We start from the raw sequence: 21,497 nt of genomic DNA, 5'->3' as shown, positions 1-21,497 counted from the left end.
GAATCGGGCGCACCGCTGTACAGAATGCCCACCGGAGGACGGAGCCCTCGATGCCCCCCGCCCACGCCGCCGGCGCCCCGGGCGCCCCCGGAACGTCCGACTCGCCCACCGGACAGGGACATTCCGGCGCGGCGGGCGGCCCCGCCGGGAGCACCAACGACGCGATCGACGCGCTGGACGGCCGGCTGATCCGGCTGCTCGCCGAGGAGCCGCGGATCGGCGTGCTGGAGTGCTCGCGCCGGCTCCAGGTGGCGCGCGGCACGGTGCAGGCGCGGCTGGACCGGCTCCAGGCGCGCGGGGTGATCGGCGGTTTCGGCCCGGAGGTGGACCCGGCGGCGCTGGGCTACCCGGTGACGGCCTTCGCGACCCTGGAGATCTCCCAGGGCCAGGGCACGGACGTGCGCGAACACCTGGCGGCGGTGCCGGAGGTACTGGAGCTGCACACCATCACCGGGCACGGCGACATGATGGTGCGGATCGTGGCCCGGTCGAACGCCGATCTGCAGCGGGTGATCGACCGGGTGGTCGGCTTCGACGGGATCGTGCGGTCCTCGACGGCGATCGCGCTGGAGAACCCGGTGCCGTACCGGATCCTGCCGCTGGTCGACCAGGCCGCCGCCGAGTAGCCGCCGCGGAGCGACCGGGGCCGCGCCCCGGAGCGGCGGGGGCTCAGCAGGCGGGCACGGCCCCGCCGGTGCGCAGCCCCTCCAGCGCGGAGAGCGACTCCTCCAGCGTGCCGACCGGCACCAGCCGCAGTCCGGCGGGCGTGTTCACCCTGGCGTCCGCGCACTCGTCCTTGGGCAGCAGGAAGACGGTCGCACCGTCCCGGGCCGCCGCCTGGGTCTTGAGCGGCACGCCGCCCACCGCGCCGATCACACCCTGGTCGTCGATGGTCCCGGTGCCGGCGACGGTCAGCCCGCCGGTGAGGTCGCCGCCCTTGCCGTCCCCGGCGAGCTTGTCGACGATGCCGAGCGCGAGCATCTGGCCGGCGCTCGGGCCGCCGATGTCGCCGAGGTCGACCTTCACCTTCACCTGGGCGGGCGACAGCTGGAGGTGGGCGAGCGCGGCCGCGGTGGCGGCGTCCTGGGACTCGGCCATCTGCTCGGCGGTGACCTCCTCGGCCTTGGCCGGGTCGCCCTGCGGGTAGACGGTGTCGGTGGGCCGAACGGCCTCGTCCTGGTCGAACCAGGCCTGCAGCGAACGCCACAGGGTGGTCCGCTCCCCGGGGTTGGTCGCCGAGATGGTGACCATCCGCAGCTGCCCCTGGGTGGTGCGCACCGGCGCACCGGTGATGGTGAGCACCGGCCGGTCCTGGTAGCTGCCGAGGGTGTCCGCGGTCACGCCGGGAAAGGTCAGCGTGTACGGCAGCGGGACGAAGGCGGCCACGCCGAACAGCGCGGCGACCAGGACGCCGCAGAGCGCGAGGGCGCGGGCCCGGGGGGAGGTGAGGGCCGGGGGCAGCTTGGTGTCGGACACAGAGGCATCCAAACACACCGCGCCGTCCGGCGGGCGCGCACGCCGCCACCCGGACGGCCCGCCCGCCGCACCGGGCGCTCAGCGCAGCGCGTCGGCGACCTCGGTGGCGGCCTCGACGACCCGGGGGCCGACCCGCTCGGGGACGAGCCCGTTGAGCATCACGACGCCGACACTGCCCTCGATGCCGCTCAGTCCGAGCAGCGCCGCGGCCGCGCCGGACGCCCCCGACTGCTCCTCCGCGCGGGTGATGACGAAGCCCTGTTCGGGCCGGCGCTGGCTGGGGAAGCCCCGGGCCTCCAGGATCGCCCGGCCGGCCGCGCTCTCCCCCAGCGGGTGGCGCAGCCCGGTCCGGTAGGCGACGTGGAAGTCGGTCCAGCTGGGTTCGACCACCGCCACCGCGAGCGCCTCGTTGCCGTCCACCAGGGTGAGGTGGGCGGTGGCGCCGAGGTCCTCGGCGAGGCTGCGCAGCGCGGGCAGCGCCGCCTCGCGCAGCAGCGGGTGGACCCGGTGGGCGAGCCGGAGCACCCCGAGGCCGACCCGGGCGCGGCCGCCGATGTCCCGGCGGACCAGCCCGTGCTGCTCCAGGGTGGCCAGCAGCCGGTAGACGACGGTCCGGTTGACGGCGAGGCGGGCCGCCAGCTCGGTCACGGTGAGCCCGCGTTCCGAATCGGCGAGCAGCTTGAGGACCCGGACGCCGCGGTCCAGGGTCTGGGAGGTCTCTGCAGTCACGACACGCAATTCCTTTCCGCGGCGGGTCGCGGATCGGCGGGCCGGTCCGGGACTCGGAATGTCGCGCGCAGGTGGGTGGCCGCGCTCGGGCCGCGGAGTGTCGTCCTTGACGTCCTGGGGCCCTGCGGCGCCCGTCTCGCGGGGGGTCGCCCGGCGGGAGAGCGTGTGGGAAAGGTAGTGAAGGAATTGCGGCGGCGGAAGTGTTTGTCCAAAATTCGGTCAAGATCAATGGCGCACGCCCCGTCAAAACCGGGCAAACCAGCACAGAGCGCTCCGGTCAGGCGTTCCCGGATCCGCCCGGAGTCCGGGTTCCGGACGGATCGGGTCTCACCGGGGCCGCGCCCCGCGGGCCGTGCCGGAGCCCGCGTCAGAGCAGGTTGCGCAGGACGGTCCAGGCCGTCGCCGCACCGAGCAGCACGGCCGTCCCGCGCCGGCCGAGCGGCGGCTGCCAGCGCCGGCCGGCCAGCCCGTGCCGCAGCCAGACCAGGTAGGTCACGGCGACCAGCGGCAGCGCGAGCAGCAGCGCCGCGTTGTCGTGCCAGGCGGCGGCGAGGTCGCCGTGCAGCAGGTCGTAGGCCATCCGGGTGCCGCCGCAGCCGGGGCACTGCAGCCCGGTGACCTTGCGCCAGGGGCAGAACGGCAGCACCTGCCCCGGCAGATGGGGGTTGCGCGACCACAGGTACGCGGAACCGGCCACGCCGCCGGCCAGCACCGCGACCGGTGCCCACGCCGTGCGCAGCCGCTCGGGAACGGCGAAGCCGCCCCGGCCGGAGTGGCCGGGGCGGCGGCGCGCCTTCGCGGACGTGGCCAAGGCTCAGCTGCGCAGCAGACGGCCCTGGGCGTCGGTGCGGTCGTTGCTGGTGAGGAAGAGGATGCCGTCGATCAGCGACCAGACACCGAGGCCACCGCAGGTCAGCAGCTGGGCGATGCCGATGCCGATGTGGCCGGTGTAGAAGCGGCCGACGCCCAGGCTGCCGAGCAGGATCGTCAGGACGCCCGCGACGACCTTCGACTTGTCGGAGAGCTCGGGCTGCTGCGCGTAGGGCTGCTGGTACGACACGTTGGGTGTGCTCCTTGAAAAGACAGACAGGCCCGGACGCACGACGGCGCGTCGCGTCCCCCCGGGTCGGTGAGGTGCCGGCCGGATTCACCGGGAGCTGCGACGGCCGGCCCCGGACGGGGGGCATGCGGTGTCGGCGGCCCGGAGGCGGCGCGGCACGCGGAACACTAGCCGATCATCTGACCGGCTGTCTCCACAAATCCTTCGCGTATATCCGAACGTCATGTGACCTTTATGGTCACGCCATCCGACCGCCCGACGGATCGCTACTTCGCCCACTCCCGGATCCTGGCGATCCGCGCCTTCAGTTGATTGGCCGTCGCCTGGGCGGTCAGCGGACCGCCGCACTGGCGGCGCAGCTCGTTGTGGATGGTGCCGTGCGGCTGGCTGGTGCGGTGGTGCCAGGCGGCCACCAGCGCGTTCAGCTCCTTGCGCAGCTCGCGCAGCTCCTGATGGGTCACCACCGGCCGCTGCTCGGCCGGCAGCTCCAGCAGGTCGGCCTCCTCGGCGGGCTTGCCCTTGCTCCGCTGGATCTGCCGGTGCTGGCGCTTCTGCAGCAGCATCTGCACCTGGTCCGGCTCCAGCAGGCCCGGGATGCCGAGGTAGTCCTCCTCCTCCTCGCTGCCCGGGTGCGCCTGCATGCCGAACTCCATGGCGTTGTACAGCACCCGGTCGAAGACCGCGTCGGAGCCCAGCGCCTCGTAGGAGAACTCCTCGCCGCCCGCGCCGTCCGGGCCGTCGTTGGCCCGCTCGGCCTCGGCGAGCAGCCGGTCCTCCTCGTCGAAGAGGCCCTCGCCCTCCTTCTTCGGCCGGTCCAGCACGTGGTCGCGCTGGAGCTCCATCTCGTTGGCGAAGCCCAGCAGCATCGGGATGGTCGGCAGGAAGACGGAGGCGGTCTCGCCGCGCTTGCGGGCGCGCACGAAGCGCCCGACGGCCTGGGCGAAGAACAGCGGGGTGGAGATCGAGGTGGCGTAGACGCCGACGGCCAGCCGGGGCACGTCGACGCCCTCGGACACCATGCGGACCGCGACCATCCAGCGCGAGGTCCCCTCCGAGTACTCGGAGATCCGCTTGGAGGCCTCGGTCTCGTCGGAGAGGACCAGGGTGACCTTCTCGCCGCAGATCTCGCGCAGCATCTTGGCGTAGGCGCGGGCCACCGTCTGGTCGGTGGCGATCACCAGGCCGCCGGCGTCCGGGATCGCCTTGCGGACCTCGCCGAGCCGGCGGTCGGCCGCCTGCAGCACGGCCGGGATCCACTCGCCCTGCGGGGAGAGCGCGGTGCGCCAGGCCTGGGCGATGAGGTCCTTGGTCATCGGCTCGCCGAGCCGGGCCTCCAGCTCGTCGCCGGACTTGGTGCGCCAGCGCATGTTGCCGCTGTACGACAGGAAGATCACCGGGCGGACGACGTGGTCGGCGAGCGCGTGCCCGTAGCCGTAGGTGTAGTCGGCGACCGACTTGCGGATGCCGTCGCCGCCCGCCTCATACTGGACGAAGGGGATCGGGTTGGTGTCCGAGCGGAACGGCGTACCGGTCAGCGCCAGCCGCCGGGTGGCCGGCTCGAAGGCCTCGAAGCAGGCCTCGCCCCAGGACTTCGAGTCACCGGCGTGGTGGATCTCGTCCATGATGACCAGCGTCTTGCGGGCCTCGGTCCGGTTGCGGTGCAGCATCGGGTTCACACCGACGCCCGCGTAGGTGACCACGATGCCGTGGTAGTCCCGGGACAGCGGCCCGGAGGAGTACGCCGGGTCCAGCCGGATGCCTATCCGGGCGGCGGCCTCGGCCCACTGCTTCTTCAGGTGCTCGGTCGGCGCGACCACGGTGACCTGCTGCACCAGGTGGTTGTGGAGCAGGTAGGAGGCCAGGGTCAGCGCGAAGGTGGTCTTACCGGCGCCCGGGGTCGCGACGGCGAGGAAGTCGCGCGGCTGGTTCTCGATGTACTTGTCCAGCGCCCCCTGCTGCCAGGCCCGGAGCTTTCCCGCGGTGCCCCAGGGGGCGCGGCCGGGGAAGGCCGGGGACAGGTGGTGCGAGGCGGCCGGCGCGGCATGGCCGGCGGCCCGGACGGGCGCTTGCGGCTCCTGGGCGTCGGAGAAGAGCGGCATCGAGGCGGCGGCAGTACTCACGGTCTCCGAGGGGGGATCATCGCAGGTCAGAGGCGGTCTTTCGGCCTCGCCCCGCGGTCGGACGGCGTTCGGACAACCCGCCCAGCGTACCGGGCCCGGGGGTGATCCGGCGGCGGCGGCAGGCCCGGACCGGCCCTGTGTACGGCGGGTGCGGCCGGAAATCGATGTGACGTGGATCACGCGGGAAAGTCGCGAAAACGCGGTAAGCGGAACCCCCTCGACCGCCTCTCTTCCGGGTGAGGCCGCCCCAACCCTCCACAGCCGTCACCGGCCTCGCACCCCCAGAGAAGGGAACCGCCGTGCACGCCATCGCCGAAGAGACCGTCCAGGCCCGTCTGGTCCTCTCCCCCCACCGCTCCGTCCGGCTGCGGGTCACCCTGACCTACCTCCCGGACGACCCGCTGGCCGTCCGGATGGGCTTCCCCGCCGAGTTCTCGCTGGACGAACCGGGCGACGGGACCGGCCCGCAGGCCGCCGACATCGTCTGGGTCTTCGCCCGCCGGCTGCTCGCCTCCGGTCTGGAGGTGCCCTCCGGCATCGGCGACGTCCACGTCCGGCCCTCGCTCGGCCGGCGCACCCTGGTCGAGCTGCGCGCGCCCGAGGGCACCGCGATGGTCCAGTTCGACACCGCCGACCTGCGGCGCTTCCTGTGGCGCAGCCGCCTGCTCGTCCCCGAGGGCGAGGAGCACCTGCACCTGGACGCCGACCGCGCCCTCGCCCAGCTGCTCGGCTGAGCGCCCCGGCGGGGCACGCGTCAGCGGCCGCCCGGGCCCGGCAGGCGCCGTGTTGTCGCCCGCTCGCCTCCAGGGCGCTCCGATCCGGCGCCGACGGTCGGCGCTCCAACGCCGCGACTTCGTCACGGCGTCCTCGCTACTCCCTCTCGGCGCCGGCGCGCCCCTTCGGCTCGGGGCGGGGGCCTTCGGCCCGTGCCGCGGCGGGCTGGGCCCGGGGCGGGGGCCGCCTACGCCGAGAGCTTGCGCATCAGCCGCACGCCCTGGGCCGGCGTGAGGTGCGGCAGGTACGCCTTGCCGATCGCCCGGGTGATGCTGGGCAGCGCGGCCGGGTCGGGGTAGGCCATGTACATCGGCCGGTACTCCGGCTGGAACTTCGCCTTGAACGCGAGCAGGGAGCGGAAGCCGTACACCGGCTCCAGCGCCCGGCCCAGCCAGTCCAGGGTCTTCTGCAGCCCGGTCGGCGGCTCCTGCTCCGAGCGGGCCAGCGGCGCGCCGGAGAGCGAGACGAAGCGCGCGCCCTCCTGCTTGAAGCCGAGCGCCGCGGAGGCGATCAGGAACTCGGTCACGCCGCGGAAGCCGTCCGAGCGCCGGCGCATGAAGTCCAGCGTCCAGCCGACCGGCTCGCCGTTCTCGTAGACCGGCATCCAGCTGGTCAGGCCGTGCACCGTGCGGTCCCCGTCGACGGCGAGCAGCAGCCGCACCGCCGGGTCGTCGAGCTCCTCCAGGCCACCGAGGGTGAAGCCCATCTCGGGCAGCCCCTTCTCCGAGACCCACTCCTCCGAGATGGCCCGGATCTGCTCCTTCAGCGCGAGCGGCGCCTCGTGGTAGGACCACCACTCGGCGGTGATGCCCTGCTTGCCGGCCTTGTTGAGCGCGGTGCGGATGTCCTGCCACTTGCGGCCGGTGAAGGCGAGGCCCGGCAGCGCGACCACGGTGTCCTCGGCGACCTGCAGCGAGCGCCAGCCGAGCTGTCCGGCGGCGGCCCGGGTCTCCGGGGTGACGCTGTAGAAGCAGGGCGTCCAGCCGCGCGCGTCGCAGTACCGGGCGAAGCCGGCCACCGCGCGGGCGCGCGCCTGCGGGTCGCCGAACGGGTCGCCGGTGGTCAGCGCCACGGTGTTCAGCACCCGGTAGGCGACGGCCGCCCGGCCCTCCTCGTCGAACCAGTAGTGGTTGCCGTCCCAGGTGGTGAGGAAGGAGAGCGTCCCGCCGCCGTGCTCGGTGAGCAGCGTGCGGGCCCGCTCGGCGTCCTCGGCGTCGACGTGCACCACCGGGCGGCGGAAGACCACCAGCAGCGCGCCCAGCGCGACCGCCCAGAAGAGCAGCCCGCAGTACGTCTCCAGGACGCGGGCGAACGGCCCGACCGCGACCGGGTAGTCGGGCAGCAGGTCGTTGTAGGCGGGCGGCAGGAACTGGGCCGGCAGCCCGGCGACCAGCCCGCCGAAGGTCGCGCCCGGCTCGAACTGCCGGGCGACCAGCACGCCCAGCCCGGTGTACGCGGCGCTCGCGAGGACCAGCGCGCCGCCGAGCACGGCGGCCAGCCGGCCGAGCAGCGCGCGCGGCAGCAGCAGCGGGAAGCGCTTGCGGGTGACCAGCAGCAGGCCGCCGGTGACCAGCGGCAGCAGCAGCGCCTCGACGAAGTACTGGACGACCCCGCCGGAGCCGGTGCCGGTCTCGGTGAACAGCCAGACCAGCATGGCGGTCCAGAGCAGTTCGGTGGCGACGGTGATCCGCCAGGCGAGCCGCAGACCCCGGCGCAGGCCCTCGGCGAGGACCAGCAGCAGCGCCGGGAAGAGCGCGGCCATCAGCCGGGCCGGGGTGTCGAAGATCCGCTCGACGGCGTGCGCGCGGGCGCAGTCGTGGGCCGAGACCGCGCAGAAGTCGGCGACCTCCTCCGGGCTGAGCCGGTGCGAGAGGTAGATCTCCGAGAAGGTGTTGAACGGACCGGCCGCGTTGTCGTACAGCGAGGCGATCAGCGGGCCGAGCGCGGCGGCGACCAGGCAGAGCGCCACCAGCACCCGGGTCTCGGTGTGCGAGGAGCGGTGCGAGCGCAGGTGCGGGCGTCCGCGCGCGAGCAGCGCGCCGGCGGCCAGGCCCACCAGGGCCCCGGAGAAGCGCTGCACGCTCTGCAGGTGCCCCACGTACAGCGTCATCACCAGCGGCACCAGCACCACCAGCAGGTGCAGCCGACGGCGCCAGAGCACGGTGAGCCGGTAGCCGAGCACGCCGGCCAGCGCGAACAGGCCGACGCCGGGGCCGACCGCGGTCTGGTCGACGATCGAGGCCGTCCACTGCTCGCCGAGCCCGGCGCCGGCCGCGACCAGGCCGGTGCCGACCAGGGTGCCGGCCAACTGCCCGGCGACCAGCACCCCCAGGGTCCGCAGCGGGCCGAGCCGGCGCTCGGCGGCCGGAGCGACCAGGAGCAGCAGCAGGCTGGTGAAGACGTAGGCGCCGATGCCGGAGCACCAGAACAGCGAGGTGAGGGGCGTCCACCAGCGGCCCTCGCCGAGGGTCGGGGTGCCGACGCCGATCCGCTCCAGCAGGGCGGCGGACGGGCCGCGGGCGAGGCTGCCGGTGGCGGCGCCGACGGCCCACAGGCCCAGCAGCAGCACCAGGGTGAGCGGGGCCTCGCCGAGCCGGGCGGCCAGCCGGGTGCCGAGGAGGGCGGCGCGGGCGAGGCGCTGCGGGGGGCGCGGCGCGGGTGCGCCGGGGGCGGGCGCGGACCCGCCACGGGACTGTTCGGGCACCCGTGGGCGCGGCTGCTCGCCGTCGCGCCGCGGCGGCCGCTCGCCCTCCCCCACCCGGTCGCGTTCGCCCACCAGGGCCCGGGCGGGCGCGGCGCCGAGCCGGATCACCGGATCATCCCGGTCTGCCGGCCGAGCCAGGGCAGGTTGCGGTCGAGGGCCTCGCGGAACACCGTCCAGCTGTGGCCACCGGGGATCGGTTGGAACTCCACCTTCATCCCTGCCTTCTGCGCGGCGGCGTACATGGTCTCCTGCTGCGGGCGGAAGTCGCCGTCGCCGGCGCCGACGGCGAAGATGCCGGCGGTGTCCGGGTACTGGCGGGTGGCCATCAGGTGCGCCGGGTCGACGGCCTCGAAGGCCTTCTCGTCCCCGTCGAAGGCCTTGTCGACGGTCTCGCCGTGGCTGCCCAGGGTGGGCTCGTCCTGGCCGGAGATGTCGATGAACGAGCCGTAGACCTGCGGCGCGTTGACGGCCAGCTGGAGCGCGCAGGTGCCGCCGAGCGAGGCTCCGCCGATGGCGAGGGAGGTGCGGCCGGTGGCGGTCTGGAGGTGGCCGCGGATCCAGTCCGGGACGTCCTCGGCCAGGTAGGTCTGGGCCCGGGCGACGTTGGAGTCCATGCAGAGGCTGTTGCCCCACATGGTCGCGATCTGGTCGACCATCACCACGATCGGGGCGAGCCCCTGGTGCTCGGCGGCGAAGGCGTCCAGCCGCTCCTGCATGCCGCCGGAGTTGACCCAGTCGGACGGGTTGCCGGGCTGGCCGGCCATCAGGACCAGCACCGGCAGCAGCGGCCGGGGGGCCGCCTGGTAGGCGGGGGGCAGGTAGACGTAGGCGTCGCGGGCGTCGAAACCGGACTTGGTCCCGGGGATCGGGGCGGTCGAGACGGTGCCCTTCTCCGGCAGGCCGGGCGGGGCGTGCCAGACCTCCTCCAGCACCTTGCCGGGCGGCGCGCTCACCACCTCGGGCGCCTTGCCGGTGGTCAGCGCCTGGGTCCTCGGCGCCAGCATGACGCGGGCCGTCGGGTACTGGTCGAAGCCGCGGTTGACCTGCGAGGCCGCCATCAGCACCACCAGGACCGCGCCGCCGGCCGCCAGGAACCGCTGCCGCCCGGGCAGCAGCGGGGCGCGGAAGCCGGCCAGGGTCAGCGCGAGGACGGCGAGGGCGACCCAGCCGAGCACGTAGTCGGGGGTGCCCTCGGGGAAGGGGTGCCACCACCCGTCCACGACGATCTTGACCGCGCCGGTGAGGGCGGCGGCGAGCAGCACCGCGCCGAGCGGGCGCAGGCCGAGCCAGCGCCGGTCGCGGGAGAGGACGAGCAGCGCGAGCGCGGCCCAGCCGGCGGCGAGCACGGCGTACGGGATCGGTCCGTGGGTGAGCGGCCAGTCCAGCGGGTTCCAGCGGACGGCGAGCTCGGTGGTGGTGGCGAGGGTGGTCATACGGGTTTCCCCGGCCGCGTGGTGTCGGCGAGGAAGCCGTAGGCGACGACGTTGCCGTCGTAGCCGCGCTCCTCGCTGTAGCCGCCGCCGCAGGTGATCACCCGGAGTTGGGCGTCGGCGGCCTGGCGGTACACCCGGTCGTCCGGGAAGTCCTTTCGGTCGTGCACTTCGATGGCGTAGAGCTGGTAGACGGCGGTGCGGCCGTCCTCGCGGAGGATCTCGATCCGGTCGCCGCGGTGCAGCGCGCCCAGATGGTAGAAAACGGCGGGCCCGCTGTCGTTGTCGACGTGTCCGGCGATGATCGCGGTCCCGCGCTGGCCGGGGGCGGCGCCGTCCTGGTACCAGCCCGCGAGGTTGCGGTCCTCCTGCGGCGGGGCCTGGAGGCGGCCGTCCCGGTCGAGGCCGAGGCCGGTGACCGGGGCGTCGAGCCGGACGGCGGGGATGCGGATCCGGGTCGGCCGGGAGGGTCCGAGCGGCGGCACCACGGAGACCGGGGCGAAGCCGCTGAGGGCCTGCCCGGTGCCGGGGGCCGGGGGGAGCACGGCGGCCGTGCCGTCGTGCAGCAGCCACGCCCCCAGCACGAGCGCGGCGCCGACCGCCAAGGTGCCCGGCCACGGGCTCCTGCTCTGCTGGGCGCCCACGGGCGCTCCCCTCTGCTGACGGTCCGACCGCTGCCGGTTCCTGGGAACTTCCTGAGAACCATGCAACCGGATCGGACCCTATGCCACATTCATACGCTGGTCGTACTCACTCCCCCCGATCGGCAGGGTCCTTGGGGCACACCCTGGTCCGATGGGGTGAGACGTCACCGTCACGCCACCCTCCGGTCACCTGGCGGTTCCCAGGAATGGCGACGATCTCTTCATCGGACACTCAGGAACACCGTCCTGGTTGCATCCTTCGGGCGATGAGTTCCGACCGTTCGTGGTGGAGCAACGACCGATCCCGATCGCGTGCCATGCTGACCCCGTTCACAGGCCTATCACCGCACTTGTCCCACCGGGCCCCGGTCCGCCCGGACGGCCGTGCGCCGCGCCTGCCGTGCCCCGCCCCGCGCACGCCCCACGAACGGAGTGACCATGGACGCTCTCTCCCGCCGCACCCTGTTGGCCGCGGGTGCCGCCGGCGCCGCCGCCCTCGCCGCGGGCTGCGGGGCCCGGACCGACCCGGGCGTCGGGCAGGCGACCACCCCGGCGCCGGCACCGGCCACCCCGGCCGAGGACCACGCGCCCGCCCCGGTGACCGAGGCGGCCAAGCCCCCGGTCACCCTGATCGGCGACGGCTCCACCTCCGACACCGGCCCGCAGCCGGGCCGGCTCGCGCCCGACGCGCTGCGGCCCGGCGGGCGGCCCCCGCAGTTCGTGGTCTTCTCCTGGGACGGCGCCGGCGAGCTCGACAACGGCCTGTTCGCGCGCTTCCGCCGGCTCGCCCGGGAGCACAACGCCTCGATGACCTTCTTCCTCAGCGGCCTCTACCTGCTGCCGGAGTCCCGCAAGGACCTCTACCGCCCGCCGCAGCACAAGGCCGGCGCCTCCGACATCGGCTACCTGAGCGACCAGCACATCCGCGACACGCTGGAGAACGTGCACGCCGCGTGGCTCGAAGGCCACGAGATCGGCACCCACTTCAACGGCCACTTCTGCGGCGCCACCGGCGTCGGCCGGTGGTCGCCGGAGGAGTGGGACAGCGAGATCCAGCAGGCGATGGACTTCGTGACGAACTGGCGGACCAACACCGGCTTCACCGACCTGCCGGCGCTGCCCTTCGACTACCGCAAGGAGCTGATCGGCAGCCGCACCCCCTGCCTGGAGGGCCAGCGCAACCTGCTGCCCACCGCGGTCAAGCGCGGCTGGCGCTACGACAGCAGCGGCAACGGCACCCAGACCTGGCCGCAGAAGATCCAGGGCGGCGCGCTCTGGGACCTCCCGCTGCAGTCCATCCCCTTCCCCGGGCACACCTTCCAGGTGCTGTCGATGGACTACAACATCATGTTCAACCAGTGCGGCAGCAACACCAGGGTCGACCCGGCGCTGCGCCCCGGTTTCCAGACCCAGGCCCGGGACTCCTACCTGATGGGCTTCGAACGCGCCTACACCACCAACCGCGCGCCGTTCGTCATCGGCAACCACTTCGAGGAGTGGAACGGCGGCATCTACATGAACGCCGTCGAGGAGGTGCTCAAGGAGATCGCCGGGCGGCCCGAGGTGCGGCTGGTGTCCTTCCGCCAGCTGGTCGACTGGCTGGACGCCCAGGACCCGGCGGTGCTGCGCAAGCTGCAGACCCTCGGCCCCGGCCAGGCCCCCGCCGGCGGCTGGGAGACCTTCCTCGGCACTGAGACCCGCCCGCTCGCCTCCGAGGCGCTCCGACCCGGCGCCGCCGGCTGAAGCCTGCCCGTTCAGGCAGCCCTCCGGACCTCAGGCGGCCTTCCGGACCCGGCCCGAGACCAGGGCGCCGAGCAGGGCGACGCCGGTCATGGTCAGGAAGATCACCGTGAACGCGCCGGTCGACCCGGTGCCGGCGGTGCCCTCGTGGGCGGCGGTGACCGAGCCGCCGCCCAGCGCCGCGAACAGCACCCCGGACAGGCCCACCAGCAGCACGTTGCCCAGCGCGTCGCTCACCTGGAGCGAGGCCGAGTTCGCCCCGGCGTCCTCCGGCGTCGACAGCCGCATCATCAGCACGCTGACGCTCGCGATCGTCAGGCCCATGCCGATGCCGCCGACGCCCCAGGCCACCGCCGCCACCCAGGCCGGCACCGCCGGGACGAGTACCAGCGCCGCCCCCGCGATGGCCACCGCGGTCAGCACGAAGCCGCCGCGGATCATCACCTCGCGGTACCGCTCGGCCCCCGGCCGGCCCTGGATCCAGGAGCCGAGCGCCCAGCTCAGACCGCCGCTGGTCAGGGTGAGCCCGGCCAGCGTCGGCGACAGGCCGCGCTCGGTCACCATCATCAGCGGGATGAACGCCTCGGCCGCGAAGAACGCCCCCGCCGCGACGCCGCGCAGCAGGATCACCGTCGGCAGCCCGCGCCCGGCCCGCAGCGTCCCGGCCGGCAGCAGCCCGAGCACCGCCGGGACCAGCAGCGCCGCCCCGGCGACGGCCGGCAGCAGTCCGAGCAGGTCCAGCCGCTGGCCCGCGTACTGCAGCAGGCCGGCGCCGAGCGCGGCCATCGCGGCCAGCCCGGTGCGGCGGCGGTCGAAGGCGGCGCCCCTGAGCACCGGCTGCTCCTTCTCCGAGCGGCGCAGCGCCGGGCCCATCACCGCGAGCGGCAGCAGGATCAGCAGCGGCACGGCGAGGAAGACCCAGCGCCAGCCGAGGTGCTGGGTGACGGCCCCGGAGACCACCGGGCCGATGATCGAGGGCAGCACCCAGGCCGAGGAGAAGGCGGCGAACACCGACGGCCGCAGCCGTTCGGGATAGGCCCGGCCGACCACCACGTAGAGCGCGACGATCACCAGGCCGCCGCCGAGGCCCTGGATCGCCCGGCCGCCCACGAAGATCCACATTCCGGGGGCCGAGCCGGCCACCAGCAGTCCCACGCCGAACACCGCGATGCCGGCGAACAGCGGTTGCAGCGGGCCGCTGCGGTCGCACCACTGGCCGGAGACGACCAGCGCGAACAGCGTGGTGGTGAAGTAGCCGGAGAAGGCGAAGGCGTAGAGCCCGAGCCCGTCCAGTTCGCGGGCGGCCACCGGCATCGCGGTGTTGACCGCCGTCGCCTCGAAGGCGATCACCAGGACCACCGAGACGATCCCCAGGGTGAGGGCCCGGAAGCGGTCGCCCAGCACCCCTCCCCCGGGGTCGGTCGGTATCGGAACGGAGGCGGTGTCGGCCGAGGCGGGGGAGGCTGTGGTCATACGTATGATCGTAAGGCGCATCTGGCCCGTTGGCCCCTGACCCGGGTCGCTGCTCCTCTCCGACTCCGGACCTAGGACCGGGTCAGTGCAGCACCTTGAGGCCCACCACGCCGGAGACGATCAGCAGCAGGCAGCCGATCCGGGCCGCGGTCACCGCGTCCCCCAGGACCGCCATGCCGTACAGCGCGGTGCCCACCGCGCCGATGCCCACCCACACCGCGTAGCCGGTGCCGATCGGGATGGAGCGCATCGCGTACGCCAGGCCGCCCATCGAGAGCGCCAGCGCCACGCCGAACACCACGGTCGGGACGAGGCGGGAGAAACCCCTGGAGGCCTCCAGGGCCACCGCCCACACGGTCTCCAGGACACCGGAAACGATCAGAACGAGCCAGGCCATGACGGTCGTACCTCCGCAGTCGGCAGCGGCCGGGTTGCCGCTGTCACTGCGCCGTCTTGTCGTCACCGGGTACGACGCGCTCGTCCGGGGCGGCCACGAGGGACCACCTGCCCCCGACCGTAGCACACCCCACCGGAAATCCCGCCACACGGAATTTACAAAAGGATATTGACGTTCCGCCGGGTGCCGGGCCAAACTGAATTCACCAACACGGCGAACGACGACAGGAGTCGGACATGGACAGGAAGACGGCGGCCCGTGCGCCCCGTACCTGCGCCCCCGCTCCCCTGTGTTGTCGCGCCTGTCGCTGCTGCCGCTGCGCCTGAGGCGCCCCCGCAGTCCAGCCTGTCCCCAGTTCCGCCCCCATGGCCGTGTGCCCGAGTGGTTGAGGGAACCGCCTGCAAAGCGGTGTACACGGGTTCGATTCCCGTCATGGCCTCCGAAAGCGAATTGCCGGTCGGCGCGAAAAGCGCCGCCCGGCAATTCGTCATGCATTTGCCGGGGAATTCGGCGGACCCTCCCGCCGAATTCCCCGGCCGGTGCTCAGCCGGTGACGGCGTCCTCCGGGCGGATCGGCAGCCGGCCCACCGGCAGACCGGTGGCGGCGCGGACCGCCGCGGCCACCGCCGCCGGCGCGGTCACCGCCGGCACCGCGCTGACCGCCTTGGCCCCGAACGGAGCCACCACGTCGCGTTCCTCCAGCAGGGCGGCCACCCGGATCTCCGGGGTGTCCAGCGCGGTCGGCAGCCGGTAGCCGGTGAGCGAGGGGTTGGCCAGCAGGCCGCCCTCGGTGCGAAGGTCCTCCAGCAGCGCCAGGCCGACGCCCTGGGCGACCCCGGCCTCGATCCGGTCCTCGATCTGCCGCGGGTTCAGCGCCCGGCCGACCTCCTGGGCGACCGTCACCTCGACCACCCGCACGGCGCCCAGCTCGATGTCCACGTCCACCACCGCGCGCATCGCGCAGAACGCGATGGAGACGAAGGCGTCGCCCTGCCCCGCCTCGTCCAGCGGCTCGGTCGGGTGCGGGCGGCACTGCGCGGTCGCCCACAGCTCCTTGCCCTCCAGCGCCTCGGCCACCGGCATGCCGAGCACCCCGTCGTACGAGGTGATCTTGCCGTCGGCGATCTGCAGCAGCTCCGCCGACATCCCGAAGTTGGCCGCGATCGGCTGGAGCAGCTGGTGGCGGACCATCAGCGCGGCCCGCTCGATCGCGCCGCCGGAGACCCAGGTGTGCCGGCCCCGGGCGGACGGACCGGCCACCGACTGGTCGCTGTCGGCCGGGGCGATGTACACCTCGCTGACGCCCAGGACGCTCTGCACGATCTGCCGGGCCAGCGTGGCGAAGCCCTGGCCGGCGTCGACCGCGGCGCAGATCACCGTGGCGTGGTCGCCGCTGACCCGCACCGTCGCGGTGGCGACCTCGTCCTCGCCCTCGGCGCCCAGCATGTGCACCATGCCCAGCGCGTAGCCGATGCCGCGCCGCACCGCGCCCGGGTCACCGGCGCCGCCGGGCCCGCCCGGCAGCAGCCACTCGGCGTCCGGGTCGTCCACCGGCAGGGCCGGCAGCGGCTCCCCGGCGACGGCCTCCAGCAGCGCGCTCACCGGGGCCGGACAGGTGACGGCCTGTCCGGTGGGCAGCGGGTCGCCGGTCGCCATCACGTTGCGGCGGCGGATCTCCACCGGGTCGACGCCGACCCGGGCGGCCAGCTGGTCCAGCTGAGACTCGTAGGCGAAGCACGCCTGCAGCGCGCCCTCGCCGCGCATCCGGCCGGCCGGCGGGTTGTTGGTGCGCACCGCCCAGGCGTCCACGAAGACGTTGGGGCAGTTGTACGGGCCGACCGAGAAGGCGGTGGCGGCGGCCAGCGCCTCGGCCGAGACGTCCGCGTAGGCGCCGCCGTCCAGCAGGATCTGCGCCTCGACCTTCACCAGCCGGCCCTCGGCGTCCGCGTGGTGACGGTAGCGCAGCAGCGCGGGGTGCCGCGAGGCGTGGGTGTGGAAGGACTCCTCGCGGGTGAGCGTCATCTTCACCGGGCGCCCGGTGCGCAGCGCCAGCAGCGCCAGGGTGACCTGGAAGGAGGGGTCCTCGCGGTCGGCGGTGGCCCCGGGCACACCGGTGACCACCAGCCGGACCCGGTCCGGCTCCAGGCCCAGGCAGGCGGCGGTGCGGTCGCGGTCCCCGTGCGGGTCGGTGGAGGACAGGTGCAGCTCGACCCCGCCGTCCGGGCGCGGCACGGCCAGGCCCGCCTCCGCGCCGAGCGGCGCCGGGTCCTGCCGACCCACCTGGTACAGGCCCTCGACGACGACCTCGCCGGCCGCCTCCGGGTCGCCGGTGCGCAGCGGCAGGTGGCGGAAGAGGTTGCCGTCCGGGTGCAGCGGCGGGGCGGTGAAGGACTGCTCGGGGTCGGTGACGGCGTCCAGCGGCTCGTAGTCGACGGTGATCAGGCCGACCGCCAGCCGGGCGGTGTCGGGGTGGTCGGCGGCGACCGCGGCCACCGGCTCGCCGTGGTGGCGGACCACGCCGGCGGCGAGGACCGGCCGGTCGGCGACGATCGGTCCGGACGGCGCGCCGTCCGGCAGGCCGTCCGGGCCGGCCGGCAGGTCGGCGGCGGTGACCACGGCGTGCACGCCGGGCAGGGCCAGCGCGGCCGAGGTGTCGATGCCGCGGATCCGCGCGTGCGGGTGCGGCGAGCGCAGCACCGCGCCCCACAGCAGGCCCTCGGCCCACAGGTCGGCGGCGTACGGGTAGATGCCGAGCGCCTTGGGCAGGGCGTCGCTGCGCAGCGGGGAGCTGCCCAGCCCGAACGGCTCCGTCGTGCCGCCCGCGTCGCCGTCCTGCTGGAGTGCTGCGCCGATGTCGGTAGGCGACGTCATGATGCGTGGTCGTCCTCGGGGAGCCGGATGCCGTGGGCGGGGGTGGCGCCGTACGGGACACCGGCGGGGGCGGTGCCCCCGGCCGGGACGCCGTGCGGGGGCGTGGGGACGTACGGCGTGCCGTGCGCGGGGGTGCCGCCGTCGTGGCCGGACTGCTGCGGGTAGCCGGCGGTGCCGTAGCCCGGGAGCGGGGTGCCGGCGGCCGGGGTCTCGTACACCGGGCCGTCGTACCCCGCGCCGTCGTAGGCCGGCGCGGGGGCGTAGCCGTTCTGCTGCGGGTAGCCGGCCGCGTCGGGGTACCCGGCGGCCGCGGGCGGGTAGGTGCCGTGCGCCGGGGTGGTCTCCGGGTACGGCTGCCCGCCGGGGTGGCCCTGGACCGGGTGGAAGCCGGTGGAGCCGTCGGCCGGCTGGGCCGGGACGTCCCGGATCGGGGCCAGCACGGTGGTGTCGTACACGCCGCTGTCGTAGCCGCCCGCGCCGTCGGGGGCGCCGTACGGCGCGGCGGGCGGCTGCGGGACGTGCTCGGTCCAGGCGTCGCCGTCGGTGTACACCGGCAGGTCGGCGGCGGTGTCGTTCACCGGGTCCACGGGGTCCGCGACGGGCGCGGGCGCGGGTTCGGTCACCGGCTCGCTCACCGGCGCCGGGGCCGCCTCCGGGGCGGGTGCAGACGCGGCCTTGGCGGTCTCCTCGGCGGCGGCCGCCTCGTCCGCCGCCCCGGCCTGTGCCGCGCGCGCGTCGGCGACGCTCTGCACGGCGGCCAGCGCGCCCCGGTAGCCGGTGCACCGGCAGAGGTTGCCGCACAGCGCCTGCCGCGCCTCGACCTCGGTGGGCCGGTGGTTGCGCTGGAGCAGGTCGTGCACGGCCATCGCCAGGCCGGGCACGCAGTAGCCGCACTGCACCGCGCCGGACTCGGCCAGCGCCTGCTGGACGTCGCTGGCGCCGCCGCCGGCCGACAGGCCCTCGACGGTGTTGATCTCGCTGTCCTGCGCCAGCGCGGCGGGGACCAGGCAGCCGGCCACCAGCTGTCCGTCGACCTGCACCGAGCAGGCCCCGCACTCGCCCTGCTCGCAGCCGTCCTTGGCACCGGCCAGGCCGAGCCGCTCGCGCAGCACGTAGAGCAGGCTCTCGCCGATCCAGGCGTCGGTGACGGGCCGTTCGAAGCCGTTGACCCGCAGGCTGTACGAGGTGGTCGGCCGCAGCTCGCGGCTGACCTGCGGCGCGTGGTCGTGCGCGTGGTCGAGCAGCCCCGCGTCGAGGGCCTCGATGGGGTGGTCTGTGGTCACTTGAGCGCCCTTCCCAGTGCCCGGCGGGCCAGCACGGCTACGGTACGCCGCAAGCGGACGGCAGCCGCGCTCGGCCCCTCGGTGACGGCCTCCCAGGCGCCCTCCGCGCCGTAGCCGTCGGGGACGCAGGCGGCGGCCACGTACTCGCCGAAGGCCGCGGTCGCGGCGGGGTCGATCTCCCGCGAACCGTCCCAGTCGATGCAGCCGGCCACCCAGGCCTCGGCCTCCAGGGGCCGCAGCGGCACCGGGGCGACGGCGCCGACGGCGCAGCGCACGGCGCGCCGGGCGGGGTCGAGGACGAGGGCGACGGAGGCGGTGGCGCGGGCCGGGCCGCTGCGGCCGGTGGCCTTGAGGAAGACCTGCGGGGCGTGCAGCAGCGGGACGCGCACCCAGGTGAGCAGTTCGCCGGGGCGCAGCGGGTCGAGGCCGGTGAGCAGGTGGCTGACCGGGACCTCGCGGGTGGCGCCGGCCCGGGCGAGGGTGACGCTGGCCTCCAGGGCGGCGAGCACCGGGAGGGTGTCGCCGGCCGGGGCGGCGGTGGCGATGTTGCCGCCGAGGGTGCCGACGTTGCGCACCTGCGGGGGTCCGGCGGTGCGGGCGGCGTCGGCGAGCGCCGGGATGAGCGCGGCGAAGTCGGGGCGGTCCATCCGGGCGTGGGTGAGCCCGGCGCCGAGGACGGCGGTGCCGCCGTCCTCGTAGCGCCAGCCGCGCAGTTCGGTGATCCGGCCGAGGCCGACCAGGGCGGCGGGGCGCAGGCGTCCGGCGTTGACCGCCTCCATCAGGTCGGTGGCGCCGGCCACCGGTACCGCGGCCGGGTGAGCGGCCAGCGCTTCGACGGCCTCGTCGAGGGAGGCCGGCAGCATGATCGTCCGGTTCACCTGGGTCCCACCGTGCTCCACTTGCTCATCGATCGCCTGCCGCCCGCGGCCCTGGACGGGGTGTCCGCTCCGGCAGCCCGGCCTGGCCCGTAGGGTACGGGCGATCGGGCCGGGTTGGGCAACTCTGGCACACAATGCTCGATGATCATTTCGGGACGGGCGAACGGTACTGCCCGTTTGGGACCGATACCGGGCGGTATCCGACCCGGTCCGTGATGGACCGGGTCGGATGTTCATCTGTTCTTGACGTCCGGCGCCCGCTCGGAAGTTCCCGTACGCGGTGTCAGACGACCGGCGGCAGCCCCTCGATCGGGCGGCCCTGCACGCCGGGCCAGGTCTGCCACGGGTGCGGACCGGCGGCCGGGCGGTACTCGACGCCGAGCGCGTCCAGCACCTCCAGGTGTCCGGCCATCCGCCGCTCGAAGCCGGCGAAGTCGCGCGCGGCCGGGTCGGCGGGCAGCGCCGACCAGGCGACCTCGGCGAAGGCCGCGAGCCGCGGGAAGGCCCGGTAGTCGACGTCCCGGGCGCTGTCCATGAACTCGCTCCACAGGTTGGCCTGGGTGCCGATCACCCGGCGGGCCGCGGCCTCGTCGAGCTGGGCCGGCACCGGCTCGAACCGGTACACGTCCTCCAGGGTGCGCACGAAGCCGACCGGGATCGGCTCGTCCTCGCCCGGCGCCTGCCGGTGGTCCAGGTAGACGTGCTGCTCCGGGCACATCACCACGTCGTGCCCGGCCTGCGCGGCGGCGATCCCGCCGCCGTAGCCGCGCCAGGAGGACACCGCGGCGCCGGGCGCCAGGCCGCCCTCCAGGATCTCGTCCCAGCCGATCAGCCGGCGGCCGCGCTCGGCGAGCCAGCGGTCGAAGTGCCGGATGATGTGGCTCTGCAGCTCGTCCTCGTTGGACAGGCCCAGCTCGCGGATCCGCGCCTGCGCGGCGGCGCTGTCCTTCCACTGCTCCTTGGGGCACTCGTCGCCGCCGAGGTGGATGAACTCGGACGGGAAGAGCTCCAGGACCTCCTCCAGCACCCCCTCGAAGAACCGCAGGGTGGCCTCGGACGGGTTGAGCACGTTGTGGCTGACGCCCCAGTCGGTCCACACGCCGAGCCCCGCGGTGTCCACCACGTCGGTGTTGCCCAGCTCGGGGTAGGCGGCCACGGCGGCCTGGGTGTGACCCGGCAGGTCGATCTCGGGCACCACCGTGACGCCCCGCTCGGCCGCGTAGGCGACGATCTCGCGCAGGTCGGCCTGGGTGTAGAAGCCGCCGTGCGGGCGGTCGTCGCGGCGCTGGCCGGCCCGGTAGCCGACCATCGAGCGCTCGCGCCAGGAGGCCTTCTCGGTGAGCGCCGGGTAGCGCTTGATCTCCACCCGCCAGCCCTGGTCGTCGGTCAGGTGCAGGTGCAGCACGTTGAGCTTGTGCGCGGACAGCTGGTCGACGAAGCGCAGCACGTCGGACTTGGGCAGGAAGTGCCGGGCGACGTCCAGCAGCGCGCCGCGCCAGCCGAACCGGGGGGCGTCCTCGATGTCCACGCCGGGCAGCACCCACTCCGAGCGCAGCGGGGCCCGCCGGTAGGCGTCCGGACCGAGCAGCCGGCGCAGCGTCTGGGCGCCCCACAGGGCGCCGGCCGGACCGCCGGCGGTGATCACGGCGTGGCCGGGGCGCACCGAGAGCCGGTACGCCTCGGCGGCCAGCGTGCCGTCGTGGACCAGTTCGACACCCTCGCCGGGCCGCCCGGGGGCGAGCGGGAGGCCGGTGGCGGCGGTCAGCGAGGAGCGCAGCCACCGTTCGGCCCCGGCCAGCTCCGGCGGCGCGGTCAGGGTGGTGGTCCGGTCGAGCGGAAAGTCCCGGTCCGGGAGGCGGACGGAACTCACGGGGGCGGGAATGAGGTCCATTGCGCCATCCTGCCCCCGGCCCGGAGA

16 protein-coding genes, 1 tRNA gene, 1 pseudogene and 1 riboswitch are annotated in these 21,497 nt (G+C 74.6%); of the genes and pseudogenes, 4 read left to right on the top strand and 14 right to left on the bottom strand.

From position 1 onward, the window contains the following. Positions 1-50 precede the first annotated feature (50 nt). Positions 51-626 (top strand): Lrp/AsnC family transcriptional regulator, encoded by a 576-nt coding sequence (locus ABT093_RS14675; protein WP_350564132.1) that lies wholly within the window; start codon positions 51-53, stop codon positions 624-626. A gap of 43 nt (positions 627-669) precedes the next feature. Here ABT093_RS14675 and ABT093_RS14670 read toward each other — a convergent pair whose 3' ends face one another. The 5 genes from ABT093_RS14670 to ABT093_RS14650 form a co-directional block, all read right to left on the bottom strand. Then, a complete protein-coding gene (locus ABT093_RS14670) occupies positions 670-1,476 on the bottom strand; it encodes a S16 family serine protease (protein WP_350564130.1) in 807 nt (268 codons plus the stop codon). A gap of 78 nt (positions 1,477-1,554) precedes the next feature. Further along, entirely contained in the window at positions 1,555-2,205 is a 651-nt protein-coding gene (locus ABT093_RS14665; RefSeq protein ID WP_350564128.1) for an IclR family transcriptional regulator, read from the bottom strand. 367 nt (positions 2,206-2,572) lie between these two features. Next, on the bottom strand, positions 2,573-3,016 hold the full coding sequence (locus ABT093_RS14660; protein ID WP_502884225.1) for a DUF2752 domain-containing protein: 444 nt from the start codon (positions 3,014-3,016) through the stop codon (positions 2,573-2,575). 3 nt (positions 3,017-3,019) lie between these two features. Beyond that, a complete protein-coding gene (locus ABT093_RS14655; protein ID WP_350564126.1) occupies positions 3,020-3,265 on the bottom strand; it encodes a TM2 domain-containing protein in 246 nt (81 codons plus the stop codon). A 266-nt stretch (positions 3,266-3,531) separates the two neighbouring features. After that, on the bottom strand, positions 3,532-5,364 hold the full coding sequence (locus tag ABT093_RS14650; RefSeq protein WP_350564252.1) for a DEAD/DEAH box helicase: 1,833 nt from the start codon (positions 5,362-5,364) through the stop codon (positions 3,532-3,534). Positions 5,365-5,684: 320 nt separating this feature from the next. On the opposite strand from ABT093_RS14650, the gene ABT093_RS14645 reads away from it, so the two are divergent. Beyond that, on the top strand, positions 5,685-6,119 hold the full coding sequence (locus tag ABT093_RS14645; protein ID WP_350564125.1) for an SsgA family sporulation/cell division regulator: 435 nt from the start codon (positions 5,685-5,687) through the stop codon (positions 6,117-6,119). 227 nt (positions 6,120-6,346) lie between these two features. Here ABT093_RS14645 and ABT093_RS14640 read toward each other — a convergent pair whose 3' ends face one another. Genes ABT093_RS14640 through ABT093_RS14630 form a run of 3 tightly spaced genes read right to left on the bottom strand, consistent with a single transcriptional unit; the run spans position 6,347 to position 10,937 of the window. Continuing rightward, positions 6,347-8,971 (bottom strand): bifunctional lysylphosphatidylglycerol flippase/synthetase MprF, encoded by a 2,625-nt coding sequence (locus ABT093_RS14640; protein WP_350564123.1) that lies wholly within the window; start codon positions 8,969-8,971, stop codon positions 6,347-6,349. Then, entirely contained in the window at positions 8,968-10,296 is a 1,329-nt protein-coding gene (locus tag ABT093_RS14635) for an alpha/beta hydrolase (protein ID WP_350564121.1), read from the bottom strand. The genes ABT093_RS14640 and ABT093_RS14635 overlap by 4 nt, the downstream gene beginning before the upstream one ends. Next, positions 10,293-10,937: a class F sortase gene (locus ABT093_RS14630; protein WP_350564120.1), complete on the bottom strand. Its 645-nt coding sequence runs from the start codon at positions 10,935-10,937 to the stop codon at positions 10,293-10,295. Before ABT093_RS14630 ends, ABT093_RS14635 begins: the two co-directional genes overlap by 4 nt. A gap of 438 nt (positions 10,938-11,375) precedes the next feature. Between ABT093_RS14630 and ABT093_RS14625 the strand changes: the two genes are divergently transcribed. Next, positions 11,376-12,680 carry a polysaccharide deacetylase family protein gene (locus tag ABT093_RS14625; RefSeq protein ID WP_350564119.1) on the top strand — a complete coding sequence of 435 codons (1,305 nt, stop codon included), beginning with the start codon at positions 11,376-11,378 and terminating at the stop codon, positions 12,678-12,680. Positions 12,681-12,710: 30 nt separating this feature from the next. Here the strand turns inward: ABT093_RS14625 and ABT093_RS14620 are convergent, their stop codons facing one another. Both ABT093_RS14620 and ABT093_RS14615 read right to left on the bottom strand, forming a co-directional pair. Then, positions 12,711-14,150 (bottom strand): MFS transporter, encoded by a 1,440-nt coding sequence (locus ABT093_RS14620; RefSeq protein ID WP_350564117.1) that lies wholly within the window; start codon positions 14,148-14,150, stop codon positions 12,711-12,713. Between the two features lie 82 nt (positions 14,151-14,232). Beyond that, on the bottom strand, positions 14,233-14,547 hold the full coding sequence (locus ABT093_RS14615) for a DMT family transporter (protein WP_350564115.1): 315 nt from the start codon (positions 14,545-14,547) through the stop codon (positions 14,233-14,235). A gap of 45 nt (positions 14,548-14,592) precedes the next feature. Next, positions 14,593-14,658: riboswitch (guanidine-III (ykkC-III) riboswitch) on the bottom strand. Between the two features lie 256 nt (positions 14,659-14,914). On the opposite strand from ABT093_RS14615, the gene ABT093_RS14610 reads away from it, so the two are divergent. Further along, positions 14,915-14,986, top strand: a tRNA-Cys gene (locus tag ABT093_RS14610). Between the two features lie 104 nt (positions 14,987-15,090). Here ABT093_RS14610 and ABT093_RS14605 read toward each other — a convergent pair. From ABT093_RS14605 to ABT093_RS14590, 4 genes and pseudogenes are all read right to left on the bottom strand, one after another. Beyond that, positions 15,091-17,418 (bottom strand): xanthine dehydrogenase family protein molybdopterin-binding subunit, encoded by a 2,328-nt coding sequence (locus ABT093_RS14605; RefSeq protein WP_350564114.1) that lies wholly within the window; start codon positions 17,416-17,418, stop codon positions 15,091-15,093. A gap of 641 nt (positions 17,419-18,059) precedes the next feature. Beyond that, positions 18,060-18,611: pseudogene (locus ABT093_RS14600) on the bottom strand ((2Fe-2S)-binding protein); the annotation flags it as partial. A gap of 86 nt (positions 18,612-18,697) precedes the next feature. Then, complete coding sequence (locus ABT093_RS14595; RefSeq protein ID WP_350545037.1) at positions 18,698-19,564, bottom strand: FAD binding domain-containing protein; 867 nt, start codon at positions 19,562-19,564, stop codon at positions 18,698-18,700. A gap of 298 nt (positions 19,565-19,862) precedes the next feature. After that, positions 19,863-21,470, bottom strand: coding sequence for a beta-N-acetylhexosaminidase (locus tag ABT093_RS14590; RefSeq protein WP_350564112.1), 1,608 nt, complete (start codon positions 21,468-21,470; stop codon positions 19,863-19,865). Positions 21,471-21,497 lie beyond the last annotated feature (27 nt).

The organism is Kitasatospora sp. NPDC002551 (assembly GCF_040296005.1).
In the GTDB taxonomy this organism is placed as follows: domain Bacteria; phylum Actinomycetota; class Actinomycetes; order Streptomycetales; family Streptomycetaceae; genus Kitasatospora.
This window is presented reverse-complemented; position numbering and strand designations above follow the sequence as displayed.

Bases quoted from the DNA above. Each gene is read 5' to 3' on its own strand.
- ABT093_RS14675 (WP_350564132.1), top strand. From the start codon at position 51: ATGCCCCCCGCCCACGCCGCCGGCGCCCCGGGCGCCCCCGGAACGTCC.
- ABT093_RS14650 (WP_350564252.1), bottom strand. From the start codon at position 5,364: ATGCCGCTCTTCTCCGACGCCCAGGAGCCGCAAGCGCCCGTCCGGGCC.
- ABT093_RS14635 (WP_350564121.1), bottom strand. From the start codon at position 10,296: ATGACCACCCTCGCCACCACCACCGAGCTCGCCGTCCGCTGGAACCCG.
- ABT093_RS14625 (WP_350564119.1), top strand. From the start codon at position 11,376: ATGGACGCTCTCTCCCGCCGCACCCTGTTGGCCGCGGGTGCCGCCGGC.
- ABT093_RS14620 (WP_350564117.1), bottom strand. From the start codon at position 14,150: ATGACCACAGCCTCCCCCGCCTCGGCCGACACCGCCTCCGTTCCGATA.
- ABT093_RS14615 (WP_350564115.1), bottom strand. From the start codon at position 14,547: ATGGCCTGGCTCGTTCTGATCGTTTCCGGTGTCCTGGAGACCGTGTGG.
- ABT093_RS14605 (WP_350564114.1), bottom strand. From the start codon at position 17,418: ATGACGTCGCCTACCGACATCGGCGCAGCACTCCAGCAGGACGGCGAC.
- ABT093_RS14595 (WP_350545037.1), bottom strand. From the start codon at position 19,564: ATGCTGCCGGCCTCCCTCGACGAGGCCGTCGAAGCGCTGGCCGCTCAC.
- ABT093_RS14590 (WP_350564112.1), bottom strand. From the start codon at position 21,470: ATGGACCTCATTCCCGCCCCCGTGAGTTCCGTCCGCCTCCCGGACCGG.